The organism is Methylophaga thalassica MP, from assembly GCF_000214595.1.
GTDB classification, from domain to species: Bacteria; Pseudomonadota; Gammaproteobacteria; order Nitrosococcales; family Methylophagaceae; genus Methylophaga; species Methylophaga thalassica.
In genome coordinates this window covers 485,379-506,930 of sequence record NZ_AFIG01000001.1, presented here as the reverse complement: position 1 = coordinate 506,930, position 21,552 = coordinate 485,379, and the positions used below count along the sequence as shown (strand labels likewise).

General features: G+C 43.7%; 17 protein-coding genes and 1 tRNA gene. 13 read left to right on the top strand and 5 right to left on the bottom strand.

The window, feature by feature from the left end; genetic code table 11:
* Window positions 1-46: 46 nt before the first annotated feature.
* Window positions 47-1,333 carry a phosphoribosylamine--glycine ligase gene (gene purD, locus MAMP_RS02375; RefSeq protein WP_007144378.1) on the bottom strand — a complete coding sequence of 429 codons (1,287 nt, stop codon included), beginning with the start codon at window positions 1,331-1,333 and terminating at the stop codon, window positions 47-49.
* A gap of 224 nt (window positions 1,334-1,557) precedes the next feature.
* Here purD and hemN point away from each other — a divergent pair, with 224 nt between their 5' ends.
* The 5 genes from hemN (at window position 1,558) to MAMP_RS02350 (ending at window position 6,588) form a co-directional block, all read left to right on the top strand.
* Window positions 1,558-2,937 carry an oxygen-independent coproporphyrinogen III oxidase gene (gene hemN, locus MAMP_RS02370; protein ID WP_007144376.1) on the top strand — a complete coding sequence of 460 codons (1,380 nt, stop codon included), beginning with the start codon at window positions 1,558-1,560 and terminating at the stop codon, window positions 2,935-2,937.
* 5 nt (window positions 2,938-2,942) lie between these two features.
* Window positions 2,943-4,676, top strand: coding sequence for a chloride channel protein (locus tag MAMP_RS02365; protein WP_007144375.1), 1,734 nt, complete (start codon window positions 2,943-2,945; stop codon window positions 4,674-4,676).
* Window positions 4,677-4,728: 52 nt separating this feature from the next.
* Window positions 4,729-4,816, top strand: a tRNA-Leu gene (locus MAMP_RS02360).
* Window positions 4,817-4,878: 62 nt separating this feature from the next.
* On the top strand, window positions 4,879-5,706 hold the full coding sequence (locus tag MAMP_RS02355; protein WP_202796101.1) for a DNA-methyltransferase: 828 nt from the start codon (window positions 4,879-4,881) through the stop codon (window positions 5,704-5,706).
* A gap of 12 nt (window positions 5,707-5,718) precedes the next feature.
* Complete coding sequence (locus MAMP_RS02350) at window positions 5,719-6,588, top strand: DNA adenine methylase (protein WP_007144372.1); 870 nt, start codon at window positions 5,719-5,721, stop codon at window positions 6,586-6,588.
* Here MAMP_RS02350 and MAMP_RS02345 read toward each other — a convergent pair.
* Window positions 6,578-8,590 carry a hypothetical protein gene (locus tag MAMP_RS02345; protein WP_007144371.1) on the bottom strand — a complete coding sequence of 671 codons (2,013 nt, stop codon included), beginning with the start codon at window positions 8,588-8,590 and terminating at the stop codon, window positions 6,578-6,580. The two genes, MAMP_RS02350 and MAMP_RS02345, sit on opposite strands and share 11 nt — an antisense overlap.
* Window positions 8,591-8,741: 151 nt before the next feature.
* A complete protein-coding gene (locus tag MAMP_RS02340) occupies window positions 8,742-8,960 on the bottom strand; it encodes a hypothetical protein (protein ID WP_007144370.1) in 219 nt (72 codons plus the stop codon).
* Between the two features lie 111 nt (window positions 8,961-9,071).
* Here MAMP_RS02340 and MAMP_RS15605 point away from each other — a divergent pair, with 111 nt between their 5' ends.
* The 4 genes from MAMP_RS15605 to MAMP_RS02320 all read left to right on the top strand — a co-directional run bounded on the left by MAMP_RS15605 (window position 9,072) and on the right by MAMP_RS02320 (window position 11,813).
* Window positions 9,072-9,569 carry a hypothetical protein gene (locus MAMP_RS15605; RefSeq protein ID WP_007144369.1) on the top strand — a complete coding sequence of 166 codons (498 nt, stop codon included), beginning with the start codon at window positions 9,072-9,074 and terminating at the stop codon, window positions 9,567-9,569.
* A gap of 420 nt (window positions 9,570-9,989) precedes the next feature.
* Complete coding sequence (locus tag MAMP_RS16500) at window positions 9,990-10,118, top strand: hypothetical protein (RefSeq protein WP_007144367.1); 129 nt, start codon at window positions 9,990-9,992, stop codon at window positions 10,116-10,118.
* 199 nt (window positions 10,119-10,317) lie between these two features.
* Complete coding sequence (locus tag MAMP_RS02325; protein ID WP_007144366.1) at window positions 10,318-10,554, top strand: hypothetical protein; 237 nt, start codon at window positions 10,318-10,320, stop codon at window positions 10,552-10,554.
* A 92-nt stretch (window positions 10,555-10,646) separates the two neighbouring features.
* Complete coding sequence (locus tag MAMP_RS02320; RefSeq protein WP_007144365.1) at window positions 10,647-11,813, top strand: site-specific integrase; 1,167 nt, start codon at window positions 10,647-10,649, stop codon at window positions 11,811-11,813.
* 432 nt (window positions 11,814-12,245) lie between these two features.
* Here MAMP_RS02320 and MAMP_RS02315 read toward each other — a convergent pair whose 3' ends face one another.
* Window positions 12,246-14,762, bottom strand: a complete 2,517-nt coding sequence (locus MAMP_RS02315) for a DUF5906 domain-containing protein (protein WP_007144364.1) — start codon at window positions 14,760-14,762, stop codon at window positions 12,246-12,248.
* Window positions 14,763-15,067: 305 nt separating this feature from the next.
* Between MAMP_RS02315 and MAMP_RS02310 the strand changes: the two genes are divergently transcribed.
* On the top strand, window positions 15,068-15,376 hold the full coding sequence (locus MAMP_RS02310; protein ID WP_007144363.1) for a hypothetical protein: 309 nt from the start codon (window positions 15,068-15,070) through the stop codon (window positions 15,374-15,376).
* A gap of 358 nt (window positions 15,377-15,734) precedes the next feature.
* On the opposite strand, the gene MAMP_RS02305 is transcribed toward MAMP_RS02310, so the two are convergent.
* The gene (locus MAMP_RS02305) at window positions 15,735-17,366 is read right to left on the bottom strand and encodes a methyl-accepting chemotaxis protein (RefSeq protein ID WP_007144362.1); all 1,632 of its coding nucleotides are present in this window, start codon (window positions 17,364-17,366) and stop codon (window positions 15,735-15,737) included.
* Window positions 17,367-17,622: 256 nt separating this feature from the next.
* Here MAMP_RS02305 and MAMP_RS02300 point away from each other — a divergent pair, with 256 nt between their 5' ends.
* The 3 genes from MAMP_RS02300 (at window position 17,623) to MAMP_RS02290 (ending at window position 21,536) form a co-directional block, all read left to right on the top strand.
* Window positions 17,623-19,038, top strand: coding sequence for a hypothetical protein (locus MAMP_RS02300; protein WP_007144361.1), 1,416 nt, complete (start codon window positions 17,623-17,625; stop codon window positions 19,036-19,038).
* Between the two features lie 142 nt (window positions 19,039-19,180).
* Entirely contained in the window at window positions 19,181-19,549 is a 369-nt protein-coding gene (locus MAMP_RS02295) for an SH3 domain-containing protein (protein ID WP_139031823.1), read from the top strand.
* Between the two features lie 301 nt (window positions 19,550-19,850).
* On the top strand, window positions 19,851-21,536 hold the full coding sequence (locus MAMP_RS02290) for a protein adenylyltransferase SelO (protein WP_007144359.1): 1,686 nt from the start codon (window positions 19,851-19,853) through the stop codon (window positions 21,534-21,536).
* Window positions 21,537-21,552: the final 16 nt, after the last annotated feature.

Below are 21,552 nucleotides of genomic sequence, written 5' to 3'. Positions count from 1 at the left end.
AAGGGGTTAACCAGTAACCCCTTTTTTACCTTCTTAAGCCGTCAATTTAGCCCTGCTCACGTGCCACAGCGCGGTAGGCTATATCGGTACGGAAATACGCATCTTTCCACTTAATGTGATCCAATGCCTGATAAGCCGACTTTTGCGCTTCTGCCACGGTATTACCCAGTGCGGTGACACATAACACACGACCGCCAGCGGTGACCACATCATCACCTTGACTTGCAGTGCCAGCATGGAACACTTTGCTGCCATTTTTCTCAGCGTCGGCAATACCAGTAATCACGTCTCCTTTACGATAACTATCGGGATAACCACCTGCGGCCATCACGACACCGATAGCTGCACGAGGGTCCCACTCAGCTTCGACTTCATTCAAGCGTTTATCTAAAGCCGCTTCACATAAGGTGATAAGGTCAGATTGCAAACGCATCAAAATAGGCTGGGTTTCGGGATCACCAAAACGGCAGTTATATTCAACCACACGCGGCGCACCGGCTTCATCAATCATCAAACCGGCATACAAAAAGCCGGTGTAAGGACGACCATCAGCCGCCATGCCTTTCACAGTAGGCTCAATCACTTCGGCCATAATGCGTGTAAACACTTCATCGGTCACCACCGGAGCTGGAGAATATGCACCCATACCACCTGTGTTCGGGCCTTTATCACCATCATCACGTGCTTTGTGATCTTGCGAGGTCGCGAGTGGCAGAATATGTTCGCCATCGACCATCACGATAAAGCTGGCTTCTTCGCCGGTCATAAATTCTTCAATGACCACGCGGCTACCGGCGTCGCCAAAGGCATTACCAGACAGCATATCTTCTACCGCAGCAATGGCTTCGGCTTCGGTCATCGCCACAATCACGCCTTTACCCGCAGCTAAACCATCGGCTTTCACCACAATGGGTGCGCCCTGCTCTTGAATGTAGGCTTTGGCTTCATCAACCTGAGTAAATACTTGATAAGCCGCGGTTGGAATTTGATGACGAGCCAAAAAGTCTTTGGTGAAACTCTTTGAGGCTTCTAATTGTGCCGCCGCTTTTGATGGACCAAAACAACGTAAACCCGCTGCTTCAAACGCATCGACAACGCCCATGGTTAATGGCACTTCCGGCCCGACCACGGTGAGATCAATCGCATTGTCCTGAGCAAATTTCACCAGCCCGGCGATATCTTCGACTTTGATATCCACATTGCTGATATTGCTTTCACTGGCCGTGCCGGGATTACCGGGTGCGACAAAGACTTGAGAACATTTTGGAGATTGATTCAGTTTCCAGGCGAGAGCATGTTCGCGCCCACCGCTACCGATGACTAATACTTTCATAGATGATTGCCGGAGATGCTTAAAAAAGAGGCTAATAATACCGTAGATAACGGCTTTTCCAAACCACCAAAATCGATGATTTATATAGGCAAAGCGATTCTTTTTCTCCACTCATCAGTCCGTAGCCAGCGCCAGCTTTGATCCAGGTCAAGATCTGTTCGGATATTAAAACAACACAAATCCTCGCTGGTTATACTTTGCGCACATTATTTAGGAACAAAACCATGACTGATGCGATTGAATTTAATGCCGAATTAATCCGCCGTTACGACAAAGCTGGCCCGCGTTATACCTCTTACCCGACTGCGGTCGAATTTCATCATGGTTTTACTGCCGACACTTATGCTCAGCATATTGCCTTATCAAATCAGCGTGGCGGCCCGCTCTCTTTATATTTCCATGTGCCGTTCTGCGATACAGTTTGTTTCTATTGTGCCTGCAATAAAATCATCACCAAAAACCGCCAGCATGCTCAGCCTTACCTGGAAAATCTCTATGAAGAAATTCGCATGCAGGCTGAGTTGTTTGACACAAACCGTGTGGTAGAACAATTACACTGGGGCGGCGGCACACCGACGTTTTTAACGCATCAACAAATGCGTGAACTGATGGCGCAGACACGGAAATATTTCACCTTGGCGGATGATGACAAAGGCGAGTTTTCAATTGAAATTGATCCCCGCGAAGCGGATGACGCCACCATCAAACTGTTAAGAGAACTGGGTTTTAACCGCATCAGCCTCGGTTTGCAGGACTTCAATCCTAAAGTGCAGAAAGCCGTCAATCGGATTCAAACAGAAGAACAAACATTCTCCATTCTGGATGCCGCCCGTCGTGAAGGTTTTCGTAGCATCAGCCTGGATTTGATCTATGGCCTGCCACATCAGACCGTGGAAAGTTTTAGCGAAACCTTAGACAAAGTGATTGCTGCCAGCCCGGATCGTTTATCTGTGTTTAACTACGCACACATGCCTGAATTGTTTAAAACTCAGCGCCAAATCGCCACGGCCGATATCCCGCCACCACAAGTGAAGTTACAAATTCTGCATCGCACCATCGATAAACTGACCGCCGCCGGTTATGTATATATAGGTATGGACCACTTCGCCAAACCTGATGATGAACTCACACTGGCCCAACAAAACAAACAGCTCTATCGCAACTTCCAGGGTTACTCGACCCGCGCAGAGTGTGATCTGATTGGTTTGGGTGTGACCTCTATCGGCAAAGTCGGTGATGCCTATGTGCAAAATGTGAAAACACTGCCGGAATACGATGAAGCGATCAAAGCGGGAAAATTGCCGGTATTACGTGGTGTAGAGCTGGATGAGGATGATAAATGTCGTCGCGATATCATCACCCATCTTATCTGTGATTTTGCCTTGGACATACCCGCCATTGAAAAAGCCTATCAGATCAACTTCAACGACTATTTTGCAGATGCCATTGCCGACCTAGAACAATTTGCCCAAGACGGCCTGTTGCAGTATAAATGGGACTCTATAGAAGTCTTACCCGCTGGCCGCTTGTTAATACGTAATATCTGCATGGTGTTTGATAAATACAGTCAACAAGCAAGGCAGCGATTTTCCAAAGTTATATAGGGAATATGCTGGAAAAAATCCGACAGTACTTTATCTTTGGTCGATTAGGCGTAAAACTTTACGTACTTGCGGTCATCACCGGATTACTGTCGAGCCTGGCCATTATCCTGTTACGTCTCACCATTGATTTTGGTCAGATGGCTTTATTTCCCTCCGGCGAAGTCGAAAGTTACGACAGCTTACCGTGGTACTGGTTACTAGTACTGCCCATCATTGGCAGTCTGTTAATCGGATTGTTATTTCGTGGACTGGATGCAGAGCAGCGAAATACCGGTATCTTACATGTGATCGAACGGCTGTCTTCTTATGAAGGCAGGCTTCCCTGGCAAAATGCGGTTCGCCAATTTATCGGTACCAGTATCGCCATTATCACCGGCCACTCTGTTGGCCGTGAAGGTCCAGGGGTTCACCTGGGTGCCGCCAGCGGCAGTATACTCGCCAGTGGTTTAGAACTGCCAAATAACAGCGTGCGTATTCTGGTGGCCTCAGGCTCTGCCGCCGCCATTGCTGCCTCGTTTAATACCCCCATCGCTGGAGTGATCTTCGCGATGGAAGTCATCATGATGGAATACCATATCGCCAGCTTTATTCCGGTCATTCTGGCAGCCGTCACCGGCGCAGTAGTCTGCCGTCTGACATTTGGTGATGATACCGTTTTCGTCAATCTCGCTACCCAAATGCAATCATTATGGGAGCTGCCCTACATCATCTTTCTCGGCATTATTATTGGCTTTTTAGCTACATTGTCGCTCAAAAGTCTGAAACTATTTTCTGGCACATTCAGTAAACATCCGGCTTGGTTGCGTCCGACTTATGCCGGCATTTTAATGGGGATTTTCGGCATGGCCGTACCCGAAGTAATGGGTATGGGTTACGGCATTATTGGCAGTATTTCTGCTAATGAAATCGCGATTGGCAGCCTGGTCATTATTCTGATTCTTAAACTGTTGCTGTCTTCTGCCTGTGTTGGTTTTGGCATTCCCGCAGGTATGGTCGGCCCCACCATGGTAGTCGGTGCATGTGCCGGTGCCATTCTGGGTTATATCGGTAATTTAGTGTTACCGGAATATGCTTCGTCGATGACCTTTTATGCGGTTATCGGCATGTGCGCAATGATGTCGGCCACGCTCAAAGCCCCGCTCGCCGCCTTAATGGCCATGTTGGAATTAACCGGTAACCCGGAAATCATCCTGCCAGGTATGTTGGCGATTGTTTTCTCCAGTCTGATTATTCATGACTACTTCAAGCTCGATGCCTTGTTTGTCAGCATTCTTCGCTATCGTGGACTCGACTTTCAAAATGATCCGATCTCACAAGCCTTACGCAAAGTCAGTGTTGGGGCAGCCATGCAACGTAATTTTGTCACCTTAAATCAAGTGATCAACGCTCAAATGGCGATGCAAACGCTAAAAAACAGTCCTGAATGGATCATCATCACCCGTGATCGCATCCCGGTTGTGATGATGCCTGCCAGTGATCTGGCAAGAGCGGTCAGCGTCAAAGAGATGGGCGAAAACAGCGAAATCGACTTAATGCAGATTCCAGGCACACGTCGGGATGTACACAAAATTTCCTTACATACCAGTCTCTTCGAAGCGTATCAGGCCCTGAACGAACATCATGTAGAAGCCCTTTATGTCAGCCGTCAGAACGCCCCGATGATCGAACGGATTTACGGCATTCTGACTCGTGAAATGATCGAAGCCCACTACCAATTACCCAAATCTGTAACAAAATAGTAAAAATGGTAGTGAACAAATCGAAAATCTTCGTTATAATGTGCGGCTTGTTGCCCAGGTGGTGAAATTGGTAGACACAAGGGACTTAAAATCCCTCGCCCTAATCCGGCGTGCCGGTTCGATTCCGGCCCTGGGTACCATAAGAATATGAAAGCCTCAATGCGCCCAATCTCTGTGTCACAAAATAGGTTTACCGCGGCACGTGAAAAAAGAAAACATAAAAAGCTCAAATTCCAAAATTATCTTTGGCGACTGTCTTGAGCTTATGCAACAACTGCCAGATAACTCCTTTGACATTGCAATTGCTGATCCTCCCTACAATGTAAGTAAAGGCAATAAGTGGTCGTGGGATAGTAGTGCAAATGTTCCAGGTTTCGGAGGGAACTGGACCAAGTTCATGGCACAATGGGACGACATGTCATTGGGTCAATACATGGATTTCTCGATTGCTTGGATCTCTCAACTAAAGCGCATAATTAAGCCGACAGGTTCGATTTGGGTTCACGGCACCTACCACAATATTGGCCTGGTTAACTTTGTCCTTCAAATGCTCGAAGTCGAAATAATCAACGAAGTAATCTGGTACAAGAGAAACAGTTTTCCCAACCTATCTGGCAGAAGACTTACCGCCAGCCATGAGACAATCCTGTGGGCACACACTGGTTCATCAAAGTCTCGTAAATACAACTTTAATTACGAAAAATCGAAGGAGATGACATTCCCCGGAGATATGATGAAATTAGAGGGTAAACAAATGAGAACTGTTTGGGACATACCTAACAACAAACTTAAGTCTGAACTTGAGCATGGCAAGCATCCCACTCAGAAACCTCTTCGAGTGAGCAAACGGATCCTAGAAATTTCAGCAAAATCTAATGATAAAGTGCTCATACCATTTGCAGGTTCTGGCACTGAGTGCATCGCAGCTATGGAATTGGGGCTTGAATTCCTTGCCTATGAAAACGATCCTGAATACTTCGAACTAGCTCAAAGAAGGTTGAATTCTCATCAACCGATACTCAATTTTTGAGCACAGCACACAATGACAAGAAACGCTAGAGTCGTCAAAAATGTCCCCTCACTAATTAAATGGACAGGCTCAAAGAGATCTCAGGCCTATGCCATTTCTCAACTAGCTCCAAATTTTAACCGCTATATTGAGCCTTTCCTGGGGAGTGGTGCTATCTTGCACACAGCAGCCCACCCAGGCGCACTAGGTAATGACATTTATAAACCATTAATCGACCTGTGGTGTCTTGTGAGAGACAACCCTGAGGAACTAGTAAACGATTACAGCGTAAAGTGGCAACATCTAAACGAAGAGCTTTTGACAATTGACCATACAAAGCTCAACTCTACTAGAACAATCCCCGAGTACTATTATTCAATTAGAAAGAAATTTAATGAGTCTCCGAACGCTCTAGACTTAAACTTTCTCATGAGAACTTGCGTTAATGGAATTGTGCGCTTTAACGATAAAGGTGAATTCAATAATTCTTTCCACCTATCAAGGAAAGGTATGCAGCCTGAAAGATTTTCCAGTATCGTCCATGCCTGGAACCCATTACTAAATGGTGTCAGCTTCACAAACACTGACTACAAAGAGTGTTTAGCACAGGCAACAAAAGGAGATTTTGTGTATTTAGACCCTCCATATGCCGCCACAAAATCTAGATATGCAAGTTTATTGGAGCCTGAAGAACTGTTTTCAGAACTGGAACAGCTATCAATCAGAGGTGTAAATTGGGCATTGTCTTATGATGGCAAGCGAGGCGATACGGATCTTACCCAAGACTTGCCCAAAGAACTCTATACAAAACATCTCTACTTGAACAGCGGTAACTCAGCTGTAAAAAAAGTTTTAAGCGGTCCAATTGAGAATGTGCAAGAAGCTTTGTATATCAATTATTGATTCGCTCAATGCTGATTAAGTCTGACTCAACATTCACACTTATATAGTCTGATAGGGCCTCGCCCAACTCATTTTCAGTGTAAAGCCACAATTTACAGACTTTACCTATATCATCGAAATCAATAGCCATGATAAGGTCAGCACCAGCTTTTGAGTAAACCTCTTTCAATTTGTCCATATGCGTCATCTTAAAAGCTACTCCAGATGCCAGGGTGTAATGATCTAAATTCAATGAGTGTTCAGAGTGTTTCCAAACTGAGTCATTATGTGCTCGCTCAATACTAGCACTGCCTCGTAAAAGGTCGATCAGATACTGGTTTAATCTCGGCCCAATATTTTTTTCAACAGATCTGTATGTTTCCTTAGATTCGATTGAAAGGATGATTGGCCTTTCACCTTCTAGGAAAAATTCGAAAACATGATCTGGCCTTTTCCCTCCGACAGCACTAACCCTGGGTAATGAAATCCAACGATACTCTGAATTTGAGTCTGGACATAGGATTGATACACCGCTCCAATCACCGCCAGGAGGATTGCACATTCCCTCGAACACCTTACCAGAACAAAATTTTGTTAAGCTTAGGTGTATAGAAGTGTCAACGTCGTTTTCACCCAACCTAAGCGGTTCAGGTGTTACTAAAAATGAATTAAAAACAGGCGTTTCAAGTTCTGCCTCCCAATGGCTCCTTAAATAACCTTTTTCAGTGACATTATCAGTATAGGATTCCACTAAAACTGCGTCACTGGTTTCTAGTATTGCCTCCCATAATCCATTCTGCTTAGCCAACCCTGCGGGATCTGAAATGAATTTTGGCCATGTGCTAGCGGGAGCGGGACCATACACAATGGTCATTAGTGTGGCAGCCTCACCAACCAACATTCTCGCAAAAGGCGGCAACCCTCTGTCAGGTCGCGCATCATCCCCACCAGGTTTAAAGCCCATTACCCAACAAATTACCAAATTTTCTTTAGATTTTAACCAATGCTTAAAACAATCACTAACTTGAGGTATCAATTCCAATACTTCTTGAGCAAAACCATTCTTAGATTTTGAGGGAATCACACAAATTGGTAAGTCTTTAGCGGTGACCCCAAGACCATATTTACTGGCAATCTTCATAATTGCTTTTGCATTTTCTGTTAAAGCATCTATGGATGCTTTTTTTGACCATGTCATGCTGATATCTTCAGCGAGATATTCAATTGAACCGGATTTCCCCTGAACCCTCTTGTACAATTTCTGCCACTCGCATGATGTTAATGAATCGTTTCGTTTGGAAGACTTCGCTCTCTTTTCAACGAATGAAAGTACTTTTAAATTCAATTTCTCAAAAACATGATCACAAGCACCTGTGAATATGATCTCTCGAATCAGTTCCAGTAACTCGTCATCGGCAAAAACATCCTTATAGTAGTCCCTCGAGACGTCATCTGCTCCAGGAGCCGTTATGAATATTGGGAATACAGGAGTCTCACGTTCGAGAGAAAAACTAATATAGCTGAAAGGGACTGCAGGGTTTGGGAGCCTAGGCGCCTTTCTGTTCCTTTCTGTGTCTAGCTCGTAGCCTCCAAGTTCTGAAACATATAAGTAAGGTATTTTAGCCAGTCCAAAAGAATAGGCCCGCCCACTTCTTTGCCACGCCTGATTACCAGCCGGAAGAGCCCCGCAGAATTCGACTGCGAGAATGGGTATTTCCTCCCCACTTTCTACAGCCGTAACAATGACATCAGCCGCCTCTCGAAGAGTACCACCCATCTCTCTGACTGAATCTAAAATGTTATGGTCCCACCGACCAAAACCTGGAAAAAACCTCACTGCCAATGTTTTATCACCTATCTCAATATCAAACCTTGGACAAGTAATCGATTCTGAAGGCGGGTTAATGGATTTGGGATCGATACCCATGCTTTTTAAAATAAGCTCAAGTATTCGTTCACACTCGACAATATTATCGCCATGAATGTTTATTTGAGGGTGTCTGAGCGATTTGTCTGTGAACATACTTTCATCCTTGAAATAAGATGAAGAGTATTTACATAAACTGAATCGGTCAACCCCGCTCGAAATAGATGTTCTAATTTTAAAATTGCTAAAATTAGTTTGGTTGTGAAACTCTAACGTTAGCCTTAAAAAGAATAAGTGACTGATAGAGTTAAAGCACCTGTTTGATAAGGCTAAGAATATATTCAATATTGGAATCATCAGAAACGAGGATTTCATAATCTCCCGTTCCAAAATGTCCGATATTTGAAACGTCTTTTGCTATGCCTTTTTCATCCTTTAACGTACCAAATTTTGCTCCAATATAAATTTTCATCTTTTTCTTTTGGAGATCAAAGCAGACGATATTTTTATCTTTTTTCAGAGCCATCTTGTACTTCCCTGTCGTGATTCTTATTCAAAATAGAATCTATAATAGCAAGGTTCGTCAGCGCCAAAACACCCACCTTATATGAATACCCAACCATACTAAGGAGGCACCATGGCAAATTCACCATCCACATCACATTCGATTACATCACCTAACTCATCAGAACCTATCACCGTTAAATCATCTACCTGCAAAAGCCTCTCAGGCAAGTCCGACCTCACTTATCACATAGCATGCGATAGCGATAACGAGATTTACTTTCGTATAGCTGATAACTCTGGCAACGGCTTTTTTAGTTGTGAGTGGGTCAAACTCTCAGACATTGAGGCCGTATTTGATTCAATGAAAAAAGGTGAAGGGATTACTTCCTTTCATCTGGATAGTTTGTTTATCGGTAAGTCAGTCAATACACCGGCTTTTCTTCTTGCTGTGTTAAAGGCTGAAGGCTTGATTAAACCGCAACCGCTTAGACAGAGAGCACATGACCGTCTACCAAGTAAAGACTTTCAGGAACGTATCTTTGCTTTGGTAGATGCTGATGTGAATATTGATGCGGTTAAGAAGTCATCCAAAAATTCTTCAAAATCAACTCGACAACCCAAGTCATGACATCACATTAAATCAAATAAACCACAGCCAACTACTTCTGAAACCGTCCCAAGTTTTGTTGGCAGGGATCTCTAGTCCCTTACGTCACACGTCTTTAACCTCTTATATCCTTTGATTTCTAACGCTATTTTTCTCTAGCCAATTTTCTGTTTTTTCAATAGCGACCTTATATCGCCCTTTTGTGAACTTTTCTCTGCACATTACTTTGTTATACCTGCAACTCTGATTATTCAAGGAGGATTTATTGGTTTTATCCATCATCATTTTTTCTCTATTTATTGGCTTTTTCTTTCGTTCCCCTGAACTCTCCCTCATCACGTTTGTAGCGTTATTTCTTTACATATATCCCATCCCCACCGTTATCACACTGATTGTGATTGCTTTTATCTATTACTTTCATAAATCTTAAAGGAACTATTTATGCAATATCAAAACACTATCCTTGAAGCACTTGAGCTCATTATTGAACAAGAAGTATCTGATGAAATGTTATCTGATGCCCTATCTCAAACAGCACATTTTCTGGCGGGTATTTCTCTAGTTGATTAACGCAATTTAAGCATTATTAGAAGCGATTTTCTCATCACATCATCTCTTTATTAAGTATCCACCCTAACCAACTGATTCATCTTGGTTTTATCCAAAATTAAGTTATCCCGTTACATTAAAGCCGTGACTAATAGTCTTCAAGCTTAAAAAAGTCTGGCAATTTTCTCATCCATTTCCCATTAATTAGAGGAACAACACAATGAAAAAAAGTCGTGATATTACGGAGGCTTCTGCTCGTCTGGAAAAAGCTGTGGCTCACATCGCTGATGACAGTTATTCGCCTTTGCTGTTGTACCAGTGTTACGAAATGACAGCCATCTCGATATTGGACTCAGAGGCTCACCTTTATAACGAGGGGGAACTATCTGCTTTCCTGCTTGGCTATCTTGCAGCCAAACAGTATCAACTGGGTATTCAAGCTTCTGAACTCACCTGAACAGCAATCAAAAATCTACTTCAACCCGAGACGAGGCACTGGCGTGCTTCGTCTTTTTTCTCTCTTTTTTTTTCACTTTTGTGGGAGGCTTTATGGCTTCAGTAAAATTAACGCAGGCATTTATCGACAAACACCTAAAATGCATCAATAACAAACCGACGGAATTCACCGATGCACAGCTCCGCAATGGTTTATACGTCAAAGTCACACCTGCCAGTCCCGGCATTGGAACATACTATCTCAGATACAAAAACAACAGCGGCAAAACGGCACATCAGAAAATTGCTCGAACCACTGAAATTACACTTGCTGAGGCTCGCCATCGTGCAATGCAACTCAAATCAGAAATCGCCTCAGGTGTTGACTTACAGGAACAAGCAAAGCAGAAAACCGTGCCAACCCTTGGCGAGTTCTTCACTCAACATTATGCCCCCTATGCCAAGCCCCGTAAGCGCTCATGGAAAAAAGACGAATCGATGTTTCGTTTGAGGCTGAGTAATGAATTTGGTGACGTGCCATTATCAGATATTAGTCGACGTGAGGTGCAGCGTTTTCATACAAGACTATTAGAGGTCGATGGCCTATCTCCTGCGACATGCGATCATCATGTCAAACTTCTGCAAAGGCTATGCAGTCTCGCGGTGCAATGGGAAATCATGGATAGAAACCCTTTGTCTCGCATCCCGCTGTTCAAAGCCGATAATCAGGTTGAAAACTATCTCTCTGAGGATGAACTGAGACGTTTGCTTGATGTGCTTCATACTGACAAGAACAAAATGACCTGTAACGTGATGCTGTTTTTGTTATCAACAGGTGCGCGCTTGAATGAAGCTCTGAAGGCAACATGGGCCAATATCGATGTAACTAATCGTGTTTGGAAAATACCGGCCACCAATAGTAAGTCGAAGAAAGTGCGGTCTGTACCACTCAATCAGGCAGCGCTTGATGTGATTGCAAGCTTAGATACTCAAGACAATGCGTACCTGTTTGTTAATCCCAAGACAGGTAAACGTTTGGTGAGTATTCACACAGGCTGGCAGACATTACGAAAGAAAGCGGGGTTACCTCATCTTCGGATTCACGATTTACGGCATACCTTTGCCAGTATGCTCGTTAATAATGGCAGGACGCTGTATGAGGTTCAGCAAATCCTTGGTCACAGTGTACCTATAGTCACACAACGCTACAGTCACTTGAGTTCAAAAACGTTGCTATCAGCATCGGATGCAGCAGCAGAGGCGATTGCCAGAGCAAGATAAAAAATCAGACCAACGGTGAGACGTTTTGTCTCACCTCTGGCCTTATCCCTGACTTATTCATCCCAGTGATACCGTCGTATACACCCCCAGAAGCATCACTGACACGAGACTGCAGTGTCCTGCTACTCAGCGACCCGTTCACCCTTCTTTTCTTGTTAGTCCTAACATTCATGTCAGCGGCACGGATGGCACGGCAATCTGGGCACAACTTTTTTAAATTTGGCTTATGCGGCGTGTTTACTGAGAGCTTTTTCATGAGCACCAGAGGGAGAAATAAATTTTAAAATCACCCGTTCATCCGTACCAACATCCCCCCCAACCCAACGCTACCAACAGATTCTGCCGGTACGTATAGCTGTGCCATTAGCGTTCCTCCTGTTCCCCCCCCCCTCAAATTAACAGTTTGAAAAGACACGCTTAGGCCTTGATGCTTCAAAACTCTTCGAGTACAGCCAGCCTGTTTGCTTTAAGCTTATCCTCATCAGCACCTGCATCATTTACAACATCAGGCCACTCAATACTGCCACCGATAAATTGTTCAAACTCCTTTCGTGCTTGCTCTAAAGGTGGTACTGCCAATCCACGCTTTTTAGTTCTATCGATGCGCTTTTGCTGCTGTTGTGCGCTTGGGCAGAACTTGCCGAATGCCTGTATCACCTCTCGAGCAATCGGCTTTTTATACACTCTCCTACCCGATGTATTTTCAATTTCCTCAATCACATCCGCTGTGCTGATAAATTCTGGCCACTGATTACTATTCTCAGATTGCGTGACCGAAAGGCTTTGGCCAACCTCGATATAACCTTGCTCCAAACTGTCGTGCCACCATCTAGCGACATGGTCTAGGCTCAGTATTTTCTGCTCAACCAGCGCATATGTTGATGGTTTAGCTCTGACATTGAAGTTTGTAAGGTCAATATTTTCTAGCTCATACAGCAGCGCCTCCACACCACCATTAGTCATTTGTTCATTCAGCGCTGTCCAATATTCAGCATCATTTTTACGTTCATCTGATACACGAAGCACAAAATCTCGCCGGTCGTCCCTTTCCGTGTTTTTGAAATGATCTGCGTTAGTGGCAGCAAAGAAGCGATGAAAACTTTTCATCTGCCTTGCTGGCTGATGCTTCTCGTTGATGTAGACAGTGGGCTCAGTCACTAGTGATTTAAGTGCATCAGCGGCTCGTCTATCTCCAGAAAATAACGCTTCATCCATGAAAACCACAAATGACTGCTCGAGAGCGGCATTGAAGCTTCCTGTAATACTGTCCACATTGTGAACTTGAAGATAGCTAGCATTCCATATCTTTTGCAGAATACGTCCCAAGGTGCCTTTGCCAATTCCTTGACCTCCTAACAGAATTATCATGACACCGGGCTTTTCTTCTGGCCGCTGAACCATATGAGCGAAGTAATTAATTAAATATTGATAGTACTCATCATTTTTGTTGCAAACGATGTCATATAAAAAAGTCTTAATACGTGACCAACTTCCTTTTTCAGCAGCAATGGTTGGTCCAGCCCATAAATTTAAACAGTTTTCTGTCGTACCGACAGGGTTGAATTCAATACCATCAAAGCACGTTGTATTTGGGCTTGTATAAAATGTACTGACTAATTTCTTTGTTTCAGCCTGTTCACCAAATAATTCATATGCTTTACGAGTAATCAGTAACCCACCATCTACTCGATTAAACATATCCAGATGCTTACCTTTCTGCTTTAAAGCTTCTCTATCAACTACCCACACCTTTCCCGCCATTTTCATTAAGGCAAAATATTCCTGTATGACAGCAAGCTGTGGCAACTTCGCCAGATTACTATCCAACCAACCTTTTGACTTTGCATCATGAATTATTGTGGCAACAGTAACGGGCTCGCCAGAATAGCTTGGAGAGAGAAATCGTTGCCATAACACCTCAAATAACTCCTCTCCCGACTGACCATTTATGCCTTTAGTTTCCCATTTTCTGGATGGTTTATCCTGAAAGTCACCTCGACTCCATGCCATAGCTGTCAGTTTTATCTTATCTGCTTGTGCTGGATGCTCCCTGGCTAGCATAGCCAGTGGTGCTAGACGTTTCAATTTCCACTCTACTTCACTACAATCTGGATTTAGCACAGACAATGCTGACTTAATTCTTTCCAGCTCACTTTTTGATACCGTTTCAGCTCTAGTTATAGGTAACTGAACAACTTGAGAAGAGCACAATCGTTGGTAAGCCGACTCTATCGAAACCATCATCCTGTCGACATCAATCTTCTTTCCAGTCTCAGTTAACACTTCAACTGGTTTAGCTGGGTTATATTTGTAATTTAGCGTGGCTGGAATTCGCAAAAGGCTCGCAATATCAGCAGTACGACTATCATCAGCTTTGAGACTGAGATGTTCAGTTAGCGCTTTGAGCTTCTTCGCTGCTTCTTGCCATTTTTCACGCTTAATCTGTTCATCCATTAGCCAATAAACATGTAGACCGTTACCACTATTGATTATGTAGCTTGGATTCTGCAACTCTGCCTGTTTACAGAAATCTTCTAGTGCTTTTAATGCAGAATCGACGCATGTATAGCCTTTACCAGATTTTTCTTTCTCGAAACCACAATCAATATCCAGCCAGAAGCAGCAGGCACCGACAACATTATCCGCTTTGCGATTTTCACCAGCTTTAAACTCGGCTGGGGCAAAATAGATGTCTTTGCCCTGACGCAGGTATTTTTCAGCCGGATGAATATCTTTAGCAATGTTGGTTACAACTTCATGCCTGAAATCTCTTGCATGACGATCAGATACAGCCATCTGATGAACAAGATCTTTTGATTGCCAGCAGGCATTCATGAGTCTTTGTGCAGCACCCTCATTAGGTTGGGTACGAGTCGAAGTCGGGGGTAGCTTGCTGCTGTGTGGAGCGGTGAGATTGACTGGATTTATTTTTTTTATTGTTTTAGTCATTTCTGTACTCATTAAATTATTTCAAAGGTCAGTTTTAACTGACAAGAATGCATTTAATGAGAGATGCCATTATCGATACATCTTCCATATGCACACCATTGAGGTGAGCTCAAAAAATTGCTTTTTAATCCTAGGATTCACTTCTTAAGATTGCAAGCCAAAATCCTAGATAAATTTGCTAATCGTTGGCTAGTGGGCATCCGGGGCAATTAGGGATTTAGACTGGACACAGGGGACTTTTTTGCAACTCGCAAGAATGCGGAAAGCTGTACTATTCTATAAATCTATGCTGAGGACAGGACGTTATGAGTCAAAAACATGAATATGAATTTACTACAAAAACCCCATGGCTTGGCTTACCCAGAATCATCAACGTATACGAGAAACACCTAACGATTCACCGTAAGTTCTGGTTTTTCCCATGGGCTATTGAAACAATACCCTTCTCATCCATAACCAGCATCTATCATTCGCCACCTACAAAAAATTTACACGGGTACTTTAGATTCAAAGAATATGGCGAAACTGAAGATAGTGAAATCATCTGGTATGAAAATGATGATGGAGAGTTCATTAGTGAGATGCTTGAATTTATCACTCAGAGAATCACCTAAAAGTCGTAGCAAATCATTGATGAGCTCAACTTTTCTTCGCTTCTCCCGCGCCAATATCCTTTAATTTTCTTCAACTTACCAAAATCAGGCAAGCAAACTACGCAAAAAATATCTACATAGTCTCGATTGCAAGCTATTCATAAAAAGACATCAAAATAAACACTTTAACTTCTTTAGCTTAATGTACAATACTAAAGTACTAGGTTGTGCTTAAAATCCCTCGCCCTAATCCGGCGTGCCGGTTCGATTCCGGCCCTGGGTACCATAAGAATACGAAAGCCTCGATACTGCAAAGTCTCGAGGCTTTTTTATTTCTACAACATATTATTTTCTTTCACTGTTTCCCGGCACGATAAATCTAAGCTAGTTTAAAGCGACTGGCTAACTGACTTAAGTGCTGACTTTCATTACCCAAAGCTAAACAAGCTTGTTCGGTTGATTTCGCACTGTCAGCAATACGATCAGAAGCTTGGTATATAGTCGAAACACTCTCACTTAAATTTTTAACAACGGAAGTTTGCTGTTCCGTGGCAGTGGCAATCTGACTACTCATACCGGCAATTCTGTCGGAGACCTGCAATATATTGTCGAAAGAATTGCCCATATTACGAATCTGGCTGAGGCCTGAACGCATCTGTTCCTGACTGCTTTGCATCATATCCGCCGCTTGAGCCGCATTACGCTGAATTGAGGCAATCACATCGGCAATTTCCCCCAAAGATGACTTGGTTTTCGTCGCCAATTTACGCACTTCATCAGCCACCACCGCAAAACCTCTACCCGCTTCACCGGCTCTGGCAGCTTCAATAGCTGCATTTAAGGCAAGTAAGTTTGTCTGCTCTGTAATACCGCTAATCACTTCTGAAATAACACTGATATTGTGACTGTCATGTTGTAATTTAGTCACCACTTCAGAGGTATTACTTAACGCCGTCGCCATATCTTCCGTCTGCTGTATCGACTGCTGAATCATCTCGCCACTTTCCTGCGCTTCGTGGCTGGCTTTTTCGCTTTGCTGAGAAGCATCCACGGTACGTATCGCTACCTCTTCAAATCCCACCTGCATTTGCTCAGTCGCTGTGGCGATTTGAGAAATTTCGTTACGCTGTGTCGCCAGATTTAGCGTCGTTTCCTGCACTCTATTATTTAACTGTTCACTGGTCACTTCCAATGATTGCACACTGTCGTTGATTTCCTGGGCTAACTGCGCCAGACCACGCTGCATTTGATCAAAATAATAAGCTGCCGATCCCAACTCATCCTCAGCAAACTCTGAGAGCACTAAGTTTTTGCTCAAGTCTCCCTGCTCTACCGCCTGCATTTGTTGGATCAATTTATCGAGAGGCACGGTCACTTTACGGGTGATGAAGAAGATCATCAGCAACACAAAGGCCACAGAAATAATGCCTGTCACAGCACTCTGTATGACCAATGTCTGAATGTGTGCCGCCTCATTTTGTTTGATCTCAATCGCTTCAGCCTGCAAGTCATGTTGTAAATCGCTTAATAACTTAACAATCGCATTAAAAGGCGCCAGCATCGGACCCAGCATTTCTTGTCTTGCTTCATCAATTCGGCCTTGATCAATAAGCTCGATATACTTGTTCTGCATGGCAACATAGTCAGCTATTTGCTGCTGAAAACTTTCTATATTCTGGCGAATGACAGGCGTATCGGCTAAGGAAAGCATGTGCTTCATGGCTTCAGACATCTTCTGATTGTTGTAATCAATCGTCACCAATATCTTCTGGTGCTCGTCTGCATCATTGGTCAACCCATAATCTAAAGCAAAGCGACGATAAGTAACGGTGTAATAACGTAAATCAGAAATCGTGGTTAATAAGCTGACATTTCGATCCACCACAGAGACAAATTTATTTTGCAGATCATGAATAGCGAATAGTGGATAAATGCCCACTGCAATGATAATCGCTATTGATGCGCCGAATGCTAACTGCAGAGCCTTAGGTATAGAAAGTTTCTTAAACATGGCAATTCCCTTATATAGGCAATATGAGCGAAGGGCCGACGCTGACTCACACATTTGCCATGCCCCTGAAATTCAGCCACAGTTTAATTTAGAAGCAATAATTTAATACAACGATTATTTCCTGTTAATTTAATCGTTAAAACAGATTAATAAATTTGTTAACTGCTTCCAGTAAACACGCTGATTTATGCCTTTAAGCTCAAATTTGCTGTACCATTTTTTCCGATGTGATGGACCATAAGAGAACGACGTCTGAATGACCGCTTCACCCACTAAAATAAGCTGGCTTTTCCTAGCCCTGGCCGCCCTATTCATTTTGACAGTTCCTCAGGCCGAAGCAGGTTTGATCTCTGGTTTGGCAAAATTAGGCAAAAAAGTGGATGCGCCGGACACACATCACGCCTCATCTTTCCGGTTTGCTGATGAATTAGCTCATTACCCAGAAGGCAGTGTCGCTGAAATTAGCTTCAACCACAGCCAAAACCAGTGGATGGCAAGAACACCCGATGGCAAAAGCGTGCCTGTGCATCAATTCACTGAAAATGCGGTGGATGCAAACAAACAAGCCACCTTATTACTTTCTGAAAGCAATCTCCCCTACTCTCTGGATGCCTTTAATAAACTGCCCGCAGACGTTGCCATCAAACTCAAATCACGACATGGCAAAACCTATTCCTTAAGCACCAGCCCGACAACGACCAAACTGATTGATAACCATATCAGCGTCAACATTAGCGATATGTCTTCATTAAAAACGGCACTGTGGCAGTTACAGCGGCCGGTTACCTCGGCGAATATGCGCTTGATTCAATTAACCGATAGTCCTGATCTGACACTGCCCAAACAAAGCTACGGCTCAAAAATACCCGTGGATAAAGTCGGCACAAACCAGTTACTAAATGCACTCAAAACAATGCGGCAGCAAAGCTTTGTTATTTCAGCCAAGGTAGAGAATGGCTTTATCATTCAAGGTAAAGAAAAGATCGCTGTAATGGATTTGGAAAAAGTCGCTGCTGATAGAGATATCAGTCTGATCATTCTAGGCTCAGACAACCCCAAAAAGACCTTAGATCAATTGGCTAAAGACTGGCAAAAACGAAAAGATACCGGTAGTTTAACTTCATATACCGCTGGTGATTTTTATAATGCCTTCGCCCCCAAAAACTCCTCATCACCTGTGCCGGTAGAAATTGATTCATCAGGGAAATTACGTACCGCCCTGCATTTTGACCACAGCGCGCCTACTAAAGCCATCCAAACGCAAAGCAGCAGCATCGATCTCGCCTTAATGCCACTGCATGTTTTAACAAAATCCGTCATGCTATTTCAGCCCAATGAGGCTCGAGCGAAAGAACTGGATGATCGCATCCACCCAGCTATCGCGTCATGGGTTCATCTTTCATTAATCGCTTCATTAGTGATTGGCCTGGTCGCCTACAAAACATCCTGGTTCTTATACCTCAAACTCTGGGCCTCACCACTCAGAGTCCATTACCGTCACTGGTTTCCATTCACTCTCCGTTATCTGCTGCACCGGCTGAGTTTTGTTATTTTTTATCTGCCATTACTCGGCTTTATAAGTCCGCTCTATATATTGATAACCTGGACTTACAGAGTTATTCATTTTTTGCTAATTCGTCCCGCTTATTGGATTTTTAATAAATTTGGTTAATGTGATTGGCTTGCAAACCGGACTGTTAAGAAATGTAAGAGATTTTTTACAAAATTAGTTATTATCCGAAAAATACAAAAATAATCATTCTCAATAAGGATATATAACCATGTTCAAACAGGCCCTTCTTCTAGCAATTACAATGAGTTTGACTGCCATTACCCCCGTCGTACATGCAGACTTCATGGATGGTATTCGTGATCTGAAAAATGCAGTTTCTGATGTCAGCAGCAGTTCAAAAGAAGTCAGTTCTCTCGGCAAAACGATGGGGTTTGGTAATAATGAGTCAGAAGATACTAGCGGCGCTCTTGAAGCAGGTGATGTATTGGTTGCTAAAATCAACAAACTAAAAGTCTATAAAGATCCAAGCAAATCATCAGAGACCGTCTCGCTCGTTGATAAAACCAGCAGTCTGGTATTTATGGGTGAACAAGCAAACGGCTTTTATTTTGTCACCACAGATGACGGTGCTGAAGGCTGGGTCCAACAAGCACTAACAGCGAAACAGTAAGAGTAATTGCTCTTTCACCTCATACTGCGTAATTGCTTTATCGATATTTTTTACTATAAATATGGGTCAGCCTAATCCAGTTGGCTGACCCTTAATTTCCCGATTGCTTCCATTTCTTCCTGACTCGTCCTGCTTATTGGGTTTTGAGTAAATTCAGTTAAATGTTAACGTAGAACTTCACCTGATTAAGCCAGTCATACTGGTGACATCAAACACTCTGACACTATTGATAAGCCCCCGAATTATGACTTCAGAAGTCTCGACACTCGACGACCTTGCAACACTCACGAGCTATTCGCTCATGGACTCACTCAATTGTGATCCTGACGCGACGGTAAATGGCGATGATCATTATCCAAGACAAGTTTTCTCGGGGCATTATGTTCCGGTAAAACCTACGCCCATCGAAAACCCCGTTTATGTGACGCACAGTAAAACCTTTTTCGATGAACTGGGTTTCGCAGACAGCCTGGCGACCTCGGAAGACTTCATTCGACTGTTTTCCGGCGATCTCACTTATGTTCCAGAGCCTATCCGTAAAGTCGGTTGGGCGACGGGTTACGCCTTATCTATTTACGGTACGGAATACACTCAACAGTGTCCATTCCAAACCGGTAACGGCTACGGTGATGGTCGGGCAATTTCCGTACTAGAAGCGGTTATCAAAGGCCAACGCTGGGAAATGCAATTAAAAGGTGGTGGTCGAACACCCTACTGCCGGGGTGCAGATGGTCGGGCTGTTTTACGTTCTAGCATTAGAGAGTTTCTTGCTCAAGAGCATATGCACGCACTCGGTGTGCCCACATCACGTTCATTAAGTTTGTATGCCTCGACAACCGAACGGGTCAGACGGCCCTGGTATTCGGAGGGTTCAACAGCAGCTGAACCGGATATTGTTATCAATGAATCCGTTGCCATCTCAACACGAGTCGCCACCTCCTTTATTCGAGTGGGTCAACTTGAGCTATTTGCTCGTCGCGTTGTGAATCATGCACATGAAAATGCCATGGATGAGCTTGAAAAGATCGTCTTGCACGTAATCGATCGAGAATATGCTGACGTTATCGATAACAACCTGAATATCGAAACCAATGTCATTTCACTTGCCAAGGCGTTTCGTGAACGCCTCACCTCGCTTATTGCTAACTGGATACGTGTCGGTTATTGCCAAGGCAATTTCAACAGTGACAACTGCGCGGTCGGCGGTTTTACGCTGGACTATGGTCCTTTTGGCTTCTGTGAAGCGTTTGATCCTCTATACCAGCCATGGATCGGCGGTGGACGTCATTTCTCATTCTTTAACCAACCCGCTGCGGCAGCGCGTAACTTCGCTATGTTTTGTAAAGCATTACAGCCTCTGCTTAAGGGCGATCAACATTACCTATCAGAGCTTGAAGACGTTCAACAAGGTTTTGCTAACGTCATCCAGACACAATTAGAAAAGATGTGGGCAGCTAAACTCGGGCTTGAGGATTATAACGAGGCATTATTCAGCGAGCTCATCAGTCTCATGACGCTGACACCCGTTGATTACACCATTTTCTTTCGAGAGCTATCAGCGTTGCCAGACAAAATCGAGCCACTGAAAAAAAGCTTTTATGGTGAATTGAGTTCTTCTGAGAATGGCATTAACTCAACATCTCCAAACATTCAGGATATTGAGCAACATTGGTCAGCATGGCTTGATAAATGGCAAACGCTGGTAGGCATCAGTGACAATAACGATGCAAACTCTACCCGTTCCCGTGAAGCGATTTCCAGTCAAATGAAACAGGTCAATCCGAAATATATTTTGCGAGAGTGGCAGCTCGTTGCTGCTTATAAACAAGCAGCCGAAGGTGAATACACACTTCTTCGTGAGCTCCAGGAAGTGATGACACAACCCTACGCCGAACAATCAAAAGACATCGAGGAAAAATACTATCGGCTTATGCCAGCAGAGCTGAGTGATATCGGGGGAGTGTCACATTATAGTTGTTCGTCATGATCTGGAGTCAATAGGG